Annotated in this window: 10 protein-coding genes; 2 read left to right on the top strand and 8 right to left on the bottom strand. The window is 34.6% G+C overall.

Going from position 1 to position 15,887, the window contains the following annotated elements:
* Positions 1-370: 370 nt before the first annotated feature.
* Positions 371-2,512: a PAS domain S-box protein gene (locus RAH41_RS04550; RefSeq protein ID WP_331220988.1), complete on the top strand. Its 2,142-nt coding sequence runs from the start codon at positions 371-373 to the stop codon at positions 2,510-2,512.
* Between the two features lie 324 nt (positions 2,513-2,836).
* On the opposite strand, the gene RAH41_RS04545 is transcribed toward RAH41_RS04550, so the two are convergent.
* The 3 genes from RAH41_RS04545 to hutU all read right to left on the bottom strand — a co-directional run bounded on the left by RAH41_RS04545 (position 2,837) and on the right by hutU (position 7,147).
* Complete coding sequence (locus RAH41_RS04545; RefSeq protein ID WP_331220987.1) at positions 2,837-4,144, bottom strand: MFS transporter; 1,308 nt, start codon at positions 4,142-4,144, stop codon at positions 2,837-2,839.
* Positions 4,145-4,214: 70 nt separating this feature from the next.
* A complete protein-coding gene (gene hutI / locus RAH41_RS04540) occupies positions 4,215-5,471 on the bottom strand; it encodes an imidazolonepropionase (RefSeq protein WP_331220986.1) in 1,257 nt (418 codons plus the stop codon).
* A complete protein-coding gene (gene hutU, locus RAH41_RS04535; protein WP_331220985.1) occupies positions 5,471-7,147 on the bottom strand; it encodes a urocanate hydratase in 1,677 nt (558 codons plus the stop codon). The genes hutI and hutU overlap by 1 nt, the downstream gene beginning before the upstream one ends.
* 243 nt (positions 7,148-7,390) lie before the next feature.
* On the opposite strand from hutU, the gene RAH41_RS04530 reads away from it, so the two are divergent.
* A complete protein-coding gene (locus tag RAH41_RS04530; RefSeq protein ID WP_331220984.1) occupies positions 7,391-7,786 on the top strand; it encodes a VOC family protein in 396 nt (131 codons plus the stop codon).
* A 65-nt stretch (positions 7,787-7,851) separates the two neighbouring features.
* Here RAH41_RS04530 and RAH41_RS04525 read toward each other — a convergent pair whose 3' ends face one another.
* The 5 genes from RAH41_RS04525 to RAH41_RS04505 form a co-directional block, all read right to left on the bottom strand.
* Positions 7,852-8,379 (bottom strand): DinB family protein, encoded by a 528-nt coding sequence (locus RAH41_RS04525; RefSeq protein ID WP_331220983.1) that lies wholly within the window; start codon positions 8,377-8,379, stop codon positions 7,852-7,854.
* Positions 8,380-8,855: 476 nt separating this feature from the next.
* On the bottom strand, positions 8,856-10,322 hold the full coding sequence (locus RAH41_RS04520) for a helix-turn-helix transcriptional regulator (RefSeq protein WP_331220982.1): 1,467 nt from the start codon (positions 10,320-10,322) through the stop codon (positions 8,856-8,858).
* Positions 10,323-10,513: 191 nt separating this feature from the next.
* Positions 10,514-11,020: a protease inhibitor I9 family protein gene (locus RAH41_RS04515; protein ID WP_331220981.1), complete on the bottom strand. Its 507-nt coding sequence runs from the start codon at positions 11,018-11,020 to the stop codon at positions 10,514-10,516.
* Positions 11,021-11,147: 127 nt separating this feature from the next.
* Entirely contained in the window at positions 11,148-11,378 is a 231-nt protein-coding gene (locus RAH41_RS04510) for a hypothetical protein (protein WP_331220980.1), read from the bottom strand.
* Between the two features lie 274 nt (positions 11,379-11,652).
* On the bottom strand, positions 11,653-15,765 hold the full coding sequence (locus RAH41_RS04505; protein ID WP_331220979.1) for a S8 family serine peptidase: 4,113 nt from the start codon (positions 15,763-15,765) through the stop codon (positions 11,653-11,655).
* Positions 15,766-15,887: the final 122 nt, after the last annotated feature.

The following is a 15,887-nucleotide window of genomic DNA, read 5'->3' as shown; positions in this document are numbered from 1 at the left end:
CTACGATTCGAATCGGCAAGTGCTTTAAAAACCTTATCTATTTCATTCGACCTCCCTACTATTTAAATAGTAAGCAACCAACTAGTTGCACGTCAAGTTCATTCATTCATTTTTCGTATAACCTGAAATGAATCAATCCTTGTTATTTCTCTTAATTTTTTTACCAAAAGTTATTCAATTAAATAGCTAATTTACATAATCAGTTACAAAACAAATGATTCCTTTTTTCCAAAAAGCTAAATGAAGTTGTTATTAGCAGGATTTTGGTATATTCGACAAGAATAGTTATTGAGGAAGAAGAGGAATTAATCATTACTAATGAGTAGACTACACTGACAATAATAAATATAAATGGACAGAGAGGTAGCAGATGAGTAACACAGTAGGAAACGCTTATGAGATTTTAGAGAGAGTTACTGATGGATTCTTTGCGTTAGATGTAAATTGGAATTTTACTTATGTAAACTCAGCAGCTGCCCGTCTACTTTTTCGTAAGCGGGATCACTTAGTTGGTAAAAATATATGGAGTGAATTTCCTGAAGCAATAGAGTTAGCGTTTTATAGGCATTATCATAAAGCGATACATGAACAAAAACCAGATAATTTTGAAGCATATTTTCCCCCACTCGATACGTGGTATGAAGTGAAAGCGTATCCTTCATTAAGCGGATTAAGTGTATATTTCAAAGTTATATCGGATAGGAAGCAATTACAAACAGAAAAAGATGAGCATTACAAATCCCTTTTTGAACAAAATCCAGATGCAGTATGTTCTTTTGATTTAAATGGAAATTATCTTACTGTAAATCCAGTTATGGAAAGAATGTTAGGATATAGTGAATCGGAGTTATTGCAGATGTCATTTGTACCTCTAGTAAGTAAAATAGACGTGGATAGAGCTATGGAACATTATAAAAGAGCTACCGAGGGCATTACCCAAAGATACCAAGTAAAAACATTGCATAAAAATGGCACTGTTATCAATTTATATGTTACAAATATGCCGATTATTGTAAACGGTAAGATCGTTGGAGTTTATGGAATTGCAAAAGATATCACAGATGGTCAATTGGAGCAGGATGAACTACGCAAAACGAAAGAAAGACTTGAATCTTTTGTTCACAACAATGCAGATGCAATTTGGGTTATTGATTTAGAAAATCGAGTGTTAGAGATTAATTCTTCATTTGAAACAATGTTTGGTTATTCAGCTGAAAGTATTATAGGGAGGATTTTACCGATTGTTCCCGATTTTCTAAATAACTTTATTCAAGAAGTACATAGTAAAGTAAGAACTGGTGTATCTGTTGTTGGTCTAGAAACGATTAGAAAATGTATGGATGGTAGTCTGATTCAAGTAAGTGCAACCCTGTCCCCTATTCTTGATTTGAAAGGAAATGTGATCGGAATCACAGGTATTTGCCGTGATATCACTTCAAGAAAAAAAACAGAGGAGACCCTCAAAATTAAATCGAAACAACTTGAATCATTTATTGAAAACAATGTAGATGGCATATTAATTTTTAATCAGAATGGTGAAGTAGTACATTCTAATAAAGCATATGACAAAATGTTTGGTTGGACACAAGAAGAGATACAGGGTGTGCATTTGTATGATTTAGAATCTATTCCAAACGATATTATGGCAGAAGTTAAACGATTTGAAGGTAAAGTTAAACAAGGAATGTTTATTTTCGGAGAAGAAACAGTCCGAGTTCGAAAGGATGGAGTTAAGGTAGATGTTATATTATCAGCAGCGCCCATTCACGATGCACAAGGGAATTTGGATGGTTGGTCAGTAACTTTAAGGGATATTACGGAGTGGAAGATGTCTCAATTAATGTTACAAAACACCGAAAAACTATCTGTTGCTGGCCAATTAGCTGCAGGAATTGCCCATGAAATCCGAAACCCTATCACCGCTATAAAAGGATTCATTTATTTGATGAAGAATGGATTTGGAGATAAAGAAGAATATTTTAAAATTATGTCATCAGAATGTGAACGAATCGAAGGAATCCTTAGCGAACTACTCATTCTAGCAAAACCACAAATTAATAAACTGGAACATTCAAATATTCAATTGTTATTAACTCAAATTGTCGATCTATTAAAAACTGAAGCAATTATGAATAATGTTGAAATTTTCACGGAGTATCTTACGGAAGATATTCATATTAATTGTGATGAAAATCAAATGAAACAGGTGTTTATCAACTTTATTAAAAATGCAATCGAAGCTATGAATAAAGGTGGAAAATTAACGATTCAAACAAAAAAAAGAGATGATGAAAAATTGATGATCCAATTTATTGATGAAGGAGGCGGGATGTCCGAAGATACAATCAATAAGTTGGGACAACCATTCTATACGACAAAAGAAAAAGGAACAGGCTTAGGGTTTATGATTAGTAAAAAAATCATTGATAACCATTTTGGCGAAATCCATATTAAGAGTGAAGTAAACAAAGGTACAACGATAGAAGTTATACTACCGTTCGTAAATGAATGACTTACTTAGCGGAGGATTCTATCAATTGATAGAAATTAACTAGAGTATTGAAATGTAAATAAAAAATCATCTTTTTTGGAAGTGAATTCAAAAGCAAAAAGAGAAATTGCGGAAACAATTTCTCTCAGTGTGTAGACAAAGTACTAAAAACTTGATTTTCAGACTGATTGCAAGCGCTTGTCTTTCGAGGCACGAAGCCTGGTGAGGAGCGGAGTTACCCTAGATGGTAATGAGCACCGTAGACAGGCGAAGTAACGAAGAAAGCGAGCGTTTGTCAACAGTCTGAGAGAAATTGCGGAAACAATTTCTCTTTTTTCATTTTTACTAACCTGCAAGATCATTTGAAGGGTTAGCAGTTAGTTCTCGATTCCCTGGTTTAACAAAGATCATGGCTACCATTCCTACTGTTACTGCGATTGATGCTGCGATAAACATTGCACTATATCCGTGTTTTGCAACTAGGCTACCTGTTAAGGTAGGTGCAATAATTGTAGCTAAGTTTGCGATGAAATGTGTTACACCACCAAATGTTCCAGCTTTTTTTGGTTCCGTATCTAATACTACTGTCCAATAAATTGAGTTTGGTAAATAGTTAAATGCATTACCAATACACATTAAGATTAGGACTGCTGTAGCACTGTGAACTGTTGGAATCAGCATGAAACAAATTGCTGTAAAGAATAATGAAATAACTGTAAACCACGATCTAGCAATACGTAAATTCCCTGTTTTTCTAAGAAGTGCATCTGATATTTTCCCGCCAAGTAAACCTGTAAAAATAGCTCCAATCCATGGGATCATTCCTACTATTCCTAGTGATGCTAATGAAAAACCGAATTCATCTTGTAAATATTTAGGCGTCCAAGTAAGTAATAGTATATTTACATATAAAAAGGCAAAATAACCAATTGCATTCATTACTAGCGTAGGATTTTTGAAAAAATAGTACCATGGTGTCGATTCTTTTTCACTTTTACCACTAACAGGATTATTCAAACGGATTAACTCAAGTTCTTGTTTTGTAACTTTTGGATTTTCTTCTGGAAGGTTTGTAAATACTTTAGACCATATAAATGCCCAAATTAAACCGACTACTCCAAGAATAATAAATGTCACTTTCCAACTTGCAACTGATAATAGGCCAACTACGATTGGTGCTGTAATCAGTGCTCCTACTGGTGTACCTACTAAACCAAGCGCAACTGCAAACCCTCTTTCTTTAGGAGAAACCCAGTTAGCCATTGTTTTATTCATTGTTGAGAGGGTAGGCCCTTCTGCAAGTCCAAATAATACTCGGAAAACTGCAAATCCAGCTAAAGCTGATCCACCAAATAAAGTTGCGCCTAAATTACCAGCAAAAACAGTGCCTATTTCAAATATTGACCAGGCAGTTGCGGCAAGTAACCACATAAATTTAGGTCCTTTTTTGTCGGCAAACGCTCCACCAAATAATGCTCCAAAAATATAGCCATATCCAAAGTAACCTAGAATCTCGCCCCAGCTTATAGGACTTAATCCAAACTCTTTTATGATTTCGGCCTGTGCATATGCTATTGCACCTCGGTCGATATAATTAACGATCGTGATCATAATGATCATAAAAATGATAAAAAATCTATAATTATTTTTCATTTAAGCTAGTTCCTCCTATTAAATTTTTATCAGAAGGGACCCCCATTGATTTATCATTTTCTACAACTCATTACACAACCTTAATACCTTTTTTCCAAACAGATTTCACATGGTTAACGCCGAATAAATATTGTAATTCTTGATAGTTTTTAACATTCCATAATACAATATCTGCTTGTTTTCCAACTTCAAGTGAGCCGATCTGATCTTGGCGGTTAATTGCACAAGCAGCATTATATGTTGCTGCTGTTAAGCTTTCAGCTGGAGTAAGTCTCATAGAAATACAAGCTAAGTTCATTACAAGTGGCATGGAAGTTGTTGGTGAAGAACCTGGATTGCAGTCCGTTGATATGGCTACAGCTACCCCTTCATCAACCATTTTTCTTCCTTTTGCAGCATCTTCACGTAAATAAAGTGCGGTTGCAGGAAGAAGACAAGCAATTGTTCCTGATTTAGCCATTGCAGCAATACCTTCATCAGAAGCTTTTAATAAATGCTCGGCTGAAATAGCACCAACTTTTGCAGCTAATTCCGCTCCGCCATACGGTTCAATTTCATCAGCATGTATTTTTGGAATTAGATCATATTTCTTACCTGCTTCTAAAATTCGTTCTGATTGATCTGGTGTAAATACACCTTTTTCACAAAATACATCATTAAATTCAGCTAATTTCTCTTCTGCGATGATTGGTAGCATGTCGTTAATTAGGTGATCAACAAATTCATCTTCTCTTCCTTTAAACTCTTTTGGCACAGCATGAGCACCCATAAAAGTAGGAACTAATTCAACTGCATGCATATATCTTAATTTTTTCATAACTCTTAACTGTTTTAACTCAGTTTCTAAATCCATACCATAACCGCTCTTACTTTCTACAGTAGTAACGCCATGTGCAATGAATGAATCTAGACGACGCATCGTTTGTGCCATCAATTCTTCTTCAGTCGCTTCACGAGTCATGCGGGCAGTCGCATGAATTCCGCCACCCGCATTCATAATATCCATATATGTTGCACCTTCAAGACGCATTTCAAATTCACGCTCACGGCTTCCACCATACACAACATGTGTATGTGGATCTACTAGACCAGGAGTAACAAGTTGGTTAGATGCATCAACTACTTCTGCTTCATGAATTTTTTCTGCATAACGATCTTGAATTTCTTTTGTTGTACCAACAGCTTGGATTACTCCATCTTCAATCCATAAGCTACCGTCTTCAATTAAACCAAGCTCTGACATTGCTTCCTTTGAGCGTGGTCCTTTCACTGTTGAAGAAAGCGTTGCTAATTGAGCTGCATTTTTAATCCAAAGTGGTTTTGTCATTACTTATCAGTCCCTTTATCAAGCATTGGAATATTTACTCCTCTTTCACGAGCAGTTTGTTTAGCTAACTCATAACCTGCATCAGCATGACGAACTACACCCATTCCAGGGTCTGTTGTTAATACGCGCTCAATACGTGCTTCTGCTTCTTTCGTACCATCTGCAACAATTACAACACCAGCGTGTAATGAGTAACCCATTCCTACTCCACCACCGTGGTGAACTGATACCCAAGTAGCTCCACCTACTGCATTAATCATTGCATTTAAGATTGGCCAGTCTGCTACTGCATCTGATCCATCCATCATGCTTTCAGTTTCACGATTTGGAGATGCTACAGAACCTGAATCTAAGTGGTCACGTCCAATTACGATTGGAGCTTTTAATTCGCCACTTGCAACCATGTCATTTAAGATTTTACCGAAACGAGCGCGCTCTCCATAACCTAACCAGCAAATACGAGAAGGTAATCCTTGGAATTGAACTTTTTCCTGAGCCATGCGAATCCAGTTACATAAATGCTCATTATCAGCAAATTCACGTAAAATAGCTTGGTCAGTTTTGTAAATATCTTCAGGATCTCCTGATAATGCTACCCAACGGAAAGGTCCTTTCCCTTCACAGAATTGTGGACGGATATAAGCTGGAACGAATCCTGGGAAATCAAATGCATTTTCTACGCCTTCATCCTTCGCAACTTGACGGATGTTATTACCATAATCAAATGTCACAGATCCTTTTTCCATCATTTCAAGCATTGCTTTTACATGAGTCGCCATTGAAGCTTTAGAACGAGCTACATAAAGCTCTGGGTTTGAAGCTCTTAATTCTGCAGCTTCTTCTAATGACATTCCTGATGGTGTATAACCGTTTAATGGATCATGCGCTGAAGTTTGGTCAGTTAATACTTCTGGAATAAAGTTTCTAGCAATCATTTCTGGTAAAATATCAGCAGCATTTCCTACAAGACCGATTGATAATGCTTTTCCTTCTTTTTTCGCTTCTTCAGCTAGACGAATTGCCTCATCTAATGAATCTGTTTTTACATCTGTATATCTAGTTTCGATACGACGATCGATTCTTGTTTCGTCTACATCGATTCCGATACAAACCCCACCATTCATTGTAACAGCAAGTGGTTGAGCTCCACCCATTCCACCTAGACCAGCAGTAACAGTAATTGTACCTGCAAGTGTGCCATTGAAATGTTGTTTTGCTAATTCAGCAAATGTTTCGTAAGTTCCTTGAACAATACCTTGAGAACCGATATAAATCCAACTACCTGCTGTCATTTGCCCGTACATCATTAAACCTTTTTTATCTAACTCGTGGAAAGTATCCCAATTAGCAAAAGCAGGTACTAGATTTGAGTTTGCAATTAAAACACGTGGCGCATCAGTATGAGATTTAAAAATTGCTACTGGTTTACCAGATTGAACTAATAATGTTTCATCATTCTCTAAATTTTTTAATGAATCAACAATTGCATCGAAGCACTCCCAATTACGAGCTGCTTTACCAATTCCACCATATACTACAAGATCCTCTGGACGTTCTGCTACATCTGGATCTAAATTATTCATTAACATACGAAGAACTGCTTCTTGTTGCCAACCTTTTGTATTTAATTCCGTACCTCTATATCTAACTACTTTATCTACTGTAACCGTATTCATAATTTCATACCCCCTTGATGTGATATTTTCAGTCTAACATGAATTTTCCGATATTTAATTATAAAATGATGATTATTTTATAATTCATTTCACATTACTTAACTTTAATTTGTAATTTTATAAATTATCTCATTTTTTATTAATTAGTTAGTCTTTTTAAAAGAAAACTAGGAATATAAGAAAGGTTTTAAATAGGGTGATGTTGAATTTATTCATTGATTAAATCGAAAGGTGGGTATCGTAATGAAATCAACAGTTTCCCCAATTACTAGTAAAGTTAACTATGTGTTTATCCATGTTAAAAATCTAAAAGAATCAGTTAATTGGTATTGTAAACTTCTTGGTATTACGCTCGATCATAGCCAGTTTGAATCCCCAGTTTTCAACATCCCACTAACAGGTACTACTGGACTTACATTAGATGATCATACTTTTGATCCTACTTTTAAGTTTGAACCTTCAAAAAATGTGTTATTTAATTTCCACACTGAAGATATAGACGCTGCATATAACTTTATGAAAAAAAATAAGATTACAATCGTAAAAGAAATTGAACGTATTGGAGAGTTTGCATATTTTAACTTTGAAGATTTGGATGGAAATGTGTTAATGATCTGTACTAGTAATATGGGCGAATAGTAGGAGAAAATCCATAATTTAAAGCCTGTATCATCGTTATTAAAATTCGATGATACAGGCTATTTTTAAGCATTTTTATATAATTTACGGATCATTCTGATTTGACCACGGTGATTGATTTCGTCCTCAAAAACATGGAACCATTTAAAATAATTTGTAGCTTTTGCTCGACCAAACTCTGTCTGCTCATACAACCACTCATCTGAAAGTGTATTAAATTTTGCATAAGTTACTTCTCGAACCGAGTTTAACAGTTTAATATAATAGTCTGCATCATTCCCTTTTATCGTCTTTCTAGCATGATCATCTAAATCTAAACCAGGTAACCATTTCTCTTCTTCTTCTGAATTTAAATCTCGATTTTCAAAAGTATTAAGCTGATACCAATACTCAACTCCTGCCATATGAGTTAATAACATCCCTATTGTATTACCTGTTGGGGTGTGCAGGTAATCTAACTCTTCCACTGTAATATCATTAATAGCTTCCAAAGTTGTATATCTTACATAATTCATCATAGAAATTAATGTATTAAAATCTCCTTTTACGCCGTCTTGTTCTCCAACTAATAGTAATTTGTTCCACTCGTACATAGTTGCAACCCCTTTCACTTTTTTCTACACAAAATTTAATTTTATAATAATTAATCAATAGAAAAAAGTTAATTATGATGCATTAGCATGATGACGATGCATTTTACTATAATTACATTGAAATAGATAACCTTGTAAACTACTATCGTTTTTTAAATTATTTAAACTCCTGAATGGACAAACCATACTCTTCACATAACCTGTTTAGAACAGCCTCTAATTGATTTTCTAACTGATTAACTTCTTCCCACCCAACATACTCAAGAATTGAGCAAAAAACTCCAACATGACTATGCAAGGTTTTCGATAAATCAATTGATCTATAAATTCATCACAAATCTAGGTCTTGAAATTCACCTTTATATTTTTAAGCTGCTGAACCATTTGACATGGACAATAATACTAATATGACAAAAAAAAGACTACTATCGCAATAGCAGTCAATCGTTGTTATATATTAGCAGCTTAAACAAATTTTACAATCCTGATCGATAAACTAAAGGCGTGCATCCCTCAAGTTGTTTGAACTTTGCATTAAAATATGATTGGTGAGAATAACCAATTAATCTTGAAATTTCATCTAGTGGTAAGTCTGTTTCATCTAATAATCGTTTAGCTTCTCTAATTCGTACTTCATGGAGCGTCTCTCTAAACGAATGATTTGATTCGGCCGCAAAGCGACGGCTAAGTGTACTTTTATTTATTCGAAGTGCATCAGCGCAATCGGTTAAACTCCATCCGGCATCCCAATAATTGGATTCTATTAACTCTCTTGTTTTCTCAACCAATGTACGATGGCCTTCTTGGGAAGAATCATGCCCTTGTAGCAATAGTCTTGTTGTAAAATCAAGCAATTCTTGAACAATTTGATAGATGATTGGTCCATGTACAATTTTTTGGAAAATATCATAGTAAGTACCTTCCCAAGATGCATTTTGAAGATTATTTGATTTCATATATCTTCTTATTTGTGCAAGCACACTTGTTAATCGGATTCGAACAATTTCTGGATCAGGGTAAGGTTGCTGAAATGTTAAAAATTCTCGTTCCATCCAGTCTCGAATCGCTTTTGCATCTCTTCTTTCTAGCATTTCAATCCATTGGCGTTGTTCTAGAGGTGTCAGGAATGGATCCTTCTCTTGAAATGGCATCGGTTCGTTTTCAGCCAAAATAATATCATATCCTTCAAAGAAGATTCTTCTTGTTAACTGAAGTGTTTGCTCGAAAATATCTTTTAATGTTTCTTCCTGAGTTCCGACTTTCATTACGATTGCAAGTGGCTCATCCATCATTTCTTTCCAGCGAGCAAGAAATGCATTATATTCGTCCTGCAATAACACTTCATCGACTTCATGTACGGATAAAATAAAGTCAGAACCTACAAATAAACGATTTTGCCCGGTAAAAGGATTTCGTTCTAATGCTTTATAAACAAGAGGAAGTGTACCTGAATTCGGTGTCAAAAATGCAACCATCGTAATCGGACCATCATACAACCGTTCATTCAAAAAAAGGTCAGGATAATCTATCTTAAATGAGTTTATTTCTTCATTTATGTTGCTAGTAAAGTATCTTTCTTTATTACGAATTTGATAACGTAATTGTTGAATATGCTTTATTAAATCAGTAGGAGAAAAGGGGCGAAACAATACATCCTCCGCTTTGTATTGTAATGCAAGATAGGCAGTTTGAAAAATTCGCTCGGACGAAATACCTAACCAATGAATTGAAAATTTTTGGATTAAATCACCAAATCTCTCACTCTCATTTTTCCAATGATCCATATCAAATATGACCAGGTCGGGCTTTTGCTTTTGAATAGCCTTTTCAAACTCCCCCATCGTTTTCCAAGAAACAAGGTTAATACCAGTAAAGTGAGATTCCACGACCCACCTAATCCCTGAAGCTTCTAACTCATCTTTTGCAACTAAATGAATTTCCATCGTGTTTCACCTTCACTTCTAGCTTTTTTATATCATAATAGCAAATTTATTTTGTTTTTGTAGATTAAAAACGCTTCATTAATCGTTTTTAATAAAATAGTATATGAGGTGATTGTTAAATTTCAAATTTTCCTTCTAAAAAAAATGCCTCAAAAGTGTGTAAACTTTTGAGGCACTCAGGAAATGAATGATTATTTCTGATTAAATGGTGTAACAGGAGGCATAATATGCACTTTTTTATTTAGATAGATTCTTGCAATCACTGTTGATTGTGATAATCGTTTAATATCCTTGCCAGGTAGTTCCATTGATACGCCATTGAGTGCAGTCTTATAAACATGCCTGACCGTATACGGTACATGTTGATCTTCTAGAAGCGTTTTTAATTCTTCTTGAAATTTTGCATGACTTTCTTCTACTTGCTTAGTTGCTTCTTCCAAAGTAAGTTGTTTTCCCTCTGCCTCCGCTTCTTTAACAGCTACCACAGCAGGCTTCGTTTTAAATTCAATAATAATTGAAGTCATTTGGTTAGTTGAAATGTCAATTGATGGATCCACAAAAAAAGAAGGGTTCATTGTAACATTCGCCACCTTTGTCTCATCTGAAATTTTAGTTGTATGAAGTGTCTTCCCATTACATCCGGTCATGATAAAAAGCATTAAAACAAATAAAATACTTCCTCTATAAAAATTCTTCATCTTTACTACATCCCCTTCAAAAACTGTTTAATAAAAAAAGACAATCTATCAGGATTTTATCCTTTAGAGTGTCCTTTCAAACATTATTTTTGATAGATAAACAAATTGTAGAAGGAATGAACATTTGTTACATCCTATAATGATCATTCAAAAATTCAATATGATAATTAATTGTCCTTAAATATTGTTTTGTTGTATCTTTGGAAAGACTTTTAATCCTCTTTAGCATATGAACACTTAATACTTTTTCATTGTTATAAATTCTATATTTTTTTAAAGTTGAAAGTCTATGATTATATTGACTCGCTCTTACTTCATTTAGTTTTTTTACATTTATTAGATAATCTGTAAAGTTCATAATTGCCCCTCCTACTTATATAGAACAACGATTTTCGTAAAAAGAACTAGTCCTATTATTAAAACCTACTTAGGACTAGTTCTTTGTATCATTCTATTTAGCATGTCTACTAATTATACCTCTAAAGTTTTATTTGTTTGCTTCCATAAGATACAATTGGACTAGGCGATGGATTCTTCTATTTCACTGCTAAATTAATCTAAAGAGCATATTAAAAACCCCTCTAGAAAACTACTTTAGCCATCATCTAGAAGGGTTTGTCTCATATACTTATTTAATTAATTCCTAACTCTACCTTAATGTCATCAATCGTTTTACCTTTATATTTTTTAACCGGTTTTGGTGCATCCCCAACCGTTGGATTTTGCATTAAGTAATTTTTCTCGAAGAAAGCAAAATCTTTTGAATCAACAATATTATCAAAATTAATGTCTGCACTTCGTTTATTCGTTCCCCAATATGTTTGGATGTATAATGCATCCATTAAATCGATTACATTGTCTTTGTTAACATCTCCTGCAATTGGTGTACTATAGTTTACTTCTGGATTCCAGTGTGCAGTTGGCGTTGCTTCGTCATCTAAAAAGCCTACGTGGAAAGGCACATACATTGTGAAATGACCAGGTATATCAAGTGAAGCATTCATCTCTTCTATTGTAACTGGTAACTTTTCAACGGATGGTAAACCTAATGAACTAATGACTCCCGGATAGCTTTTACCGCTTTGGTCCTTTACAGAAAGAACCGCGCCAATTTTTGAAGGGTCTACCCTCCACGAATTTCTACCTTCTCTTTTCAATGAATCCGGTATACCAATGCCACCAGAAATTTTTGATTTAATTGATTTGCTCCAAATTGGCGTAATTGTTGAAAACATAGAGATAGTTTGGTTTGTTTCATTTACATAAGAGGCTGTTGGTGATCTGAATGTTGATAGCATATTAAATGCGTCATCTTTTACCCTAAATGTTACTTCTGCAAATGGTACATCACCTGTTACTTTACCGTCTGTCATTTCTACATTTACTTTTAAAGAACCAGTTGGAACAGAGATAGTTGTAAGTTTAGCAGTACCAAACTTTTCAATCGCCGGATTCAATTTCACGTCTATAACCTCTAATTGGCTACTTGTAAATGCAAAACTAGTATCCAACTTTTTCGCATCTGTAAGATTACTAGCCGTTAATGTCACCTTAACATTTTCACCTTGATTTACGATCTTTTTATCTACACTTCCATATACAATTGGCGTGCCTTCTGGAATAAAAGTATAGTATTTATAACGGTCACCAATCGCCGCTGAGTTATATCCTGCAAGTTCTACATTAAAGCTTTTCGCACTTATTGGAATATTGTATGTGAAGTTTCCGGTTGCATCCACGTGAAATCCGTTAGTAAATAATGAACTATTATTTTTTTCCATGACGAAATTGCCACTTTGATCGATTGAAATGCCTTGTTTTTTGTATTCATCCTGATTGATATCAAATACTCTCCCTGAAATTGGATAAGACTTTGTACCAGGCTTATACTCAATAACCCCTTCTTCTAAATCTGTTGTAAATTTGGGACCTGTAATATCAATCATCGTATGGTCAATCATCGTAAATGTTTTACCTTCACGATTTGTACCAATTATTTTTACTTTATAATGTCCAGGTCCATATGGTACCTTAACCTTTGTAGCTGATATTGGTTGCTTCGGATTTCCAGTGAATGGAAAATAATAGCCGCCAAATACTCCGTCTTGATAATAATCCGTATTTTCATTAATCTGAGATGAATTGATTTTTCCTAAATAGCCAATCTCTTGATCTGTTTCACTGTCTAATAAGACAAAATCAATTGTTTCCATACTCGATCTAACGTTAAAAACAACTCCAGTAGTGTAATTTAATAAAGGATAGTAATTATTGTAGTCTGAAGTCTGCATCTTATTGTATGTTGCCATAGAATTAAATCCATCTTCTACATAATGTACGCCAAATGGAATTTGATAATTTTCAGTTGGGTCGGCATTATTTGTAAAAACGAGATAGCCTTCGTAATTTCCTTTTTCTGCAGATTTTGGAATGCTTAAATTCATTTTAATTGTTTTTGAACTAATGCCTTCTATCTTAACGGAAGTTGGACCTGAAATTGTTACATTATTTTTTGCAGCATCTTTTGAACCTCTTAGTCCTGATTGAAATTTAGCTTCAATCCTAAAGGTTTTCGCTTTTTCACTTCTATTTTTTAAAGAAATATTTCGAGCTAAAGATTGGTCATTATCATTAAAACTAATTGATCCAAAACTCATCGCACCAGTTAACTCACTAATTAATTTCTCTTTTCCATCAATGATTGTTGACGTTTTATCAACAACACTAAATTCAACGTTTGAATGAATAGCTTCATAAGCATCTACTCTTCCACTACCAATCTCATATACACTGTAATCTTTTGATAAAGGGTCAGCAGTATTCATTAGGATTGATTTTATGTCTGCAGGTTGTAGATCTTTATTTGATTGAAGTAATAGTGCTGAAACCCCGGCAACATAAGGAGTTGCCATCGATGTACCAGATAAGCGCTCGTAAGCTATTTTATAATCTTCGGGCTTCGTACCATCTGCAGTTTTATTATTTACATAAAATGGAACAGTTGAAAGAACCGCGACACCAGGTCCAGTAACTTCAGGCTTTATATCATAATTTACTCTTGAAGGACCTCTTGAGCTAAATACTGCTAATTCATCATCTGGCGTCTTTACTTTTGAAAAATCGCCAAATGTGAAATCCGTATCACCTGTTTTCATAGCTGATAAGATTGCTAGTCCGTCTTCATATGAAACTGTAAAACTAGGAATTGAGTTGACCGATTCCCCTAAATACGCTTGAATCAGTCCTTCTGCTTTATTTACTTCATTGTTATAAATAATGACACCAGCTGCACCTTTACTTTTTGCTAGTTTAATTTTATCTACGAATACAGTGTCTCCACGAGAAATAAAAGCTATTTTTCCGTTTAGGTCTTTACCGTTATAATCTGCTGCCTTGCCAAGCCCAACGTCTACTAATTTAAACGTTTTTCCTTTTAAAGATGTTAAATCATCTAGATAATTTCTTGCCATTTCTCTTACAGTATAATTTTTACCATTTTGTAATCCAGTAAACTGGAACATATTAATCGCAGTTGAAGAAGCACCAACAGTTAATGCTAACGCTGCTGTTCCTGGAGAACCAAGAGTATACATCTTATCACCGTTATTACCCGCAGCAACTACTGTCGTTACCCCACTTAAAACAGCATTATTTACAGCTACTGACGTCACAAAAAGTGGATCATTTATTGATGCACCTAAGGACATATTAATAACATCCATACCATCTGCCACAGCCTTGTCTAACGCAGCAATCATATTAGCACTCGATCCACTTCCATATGGTCCAAGTACTCGATAAGCATAAAGTTCTGCTTCTGGTGCAGCTCCAACTGTTTTATATTCGCTATTTGCTACACCACGACCACCAATTATCCCAGCGACATGTGTACCATGTTCAGTATAATATTTACTTGAGCCCGAAAGTTCTGGCCATCCTGATTTTTTCCAATCAGCATACGTTGTTTCCATCGGGTCGTTATCATTATCAACAAAATCATAACCACCTTTATAAGCATCCTTTAAATCTGGGTGGTTATAATCAATTCCAGTATCAAGAATTCCGATTTTGATTCCTTTTCCTGTAAAACCTTCTGCATGTAAACGGTCTAAGCCATCATATGGAGAATAATTTGCTACATTAAACTCATCAGCTTTTAACTGCTCATTATTTTCTGCTTGTTTAGGTGGGTCAATTGAGAACTTTTCATTGCTCCAAACAGCTTTGACAGCTTTTGATTTTAATAGATTCTTTATTTGATCAGCTGGTAGGCTCATCGCTACACCATTGAATGCGTTTTTATATGAACGATTAATTTTGAAATTTACTTTTGATTTTTTCTCATCTATCAAAACTTTACTAACATCATCTTGAAAGTCTTCATGATCTTTGTCTACAAGGTTTTCAGCTTCTGCCCTAGTTAATTGTTCACCATATGAACTTGCTTCAATTTGAGCGACTTTTGCAGGCTTATTAACAAATTCAACAATAACATTTGTTTGTTCGTTTGAATTTAAATCAATATTAGAAGAAATTTGTAGCCCTTTTTGTTCATTTGTTGTAAGTTCATTTAAAGAATCCCTTTGCGCCGGTGTTAATTTTGCAAGTATATCCTCCGCTTTTGAATGGCTGACGGCTTTTGAAACATGACTTACATTTCCTAAAGAGGCCAAAATAAAACTTGATGATAGCGCTATAACAGTCATACCTTTTAGGATCTTTCTTTTACCTATATTTCTCCCCATCTTCGTCCTCCATGTTTCTATCTTTTTACGACACAATCATACAAACTTCCATTTTTAATTATTCAGAAAATTAATTCTACGGTCAACCGGGTTATTTTGGAGTGATAAGATCAACGATACGA

It is taken from the genome of Gottfriedia acidiceleris, assembly GCF_036421055.1.
Lineage (GTDB): Bacteria > Bacillota > Bacilli > Bacillales > Bacillaceae_G > Gottfriedia > Gottfriedia acidiceleris_C.
This window is presented reverse-complemented; position numbering and strand designations above follow the sequence as displayed.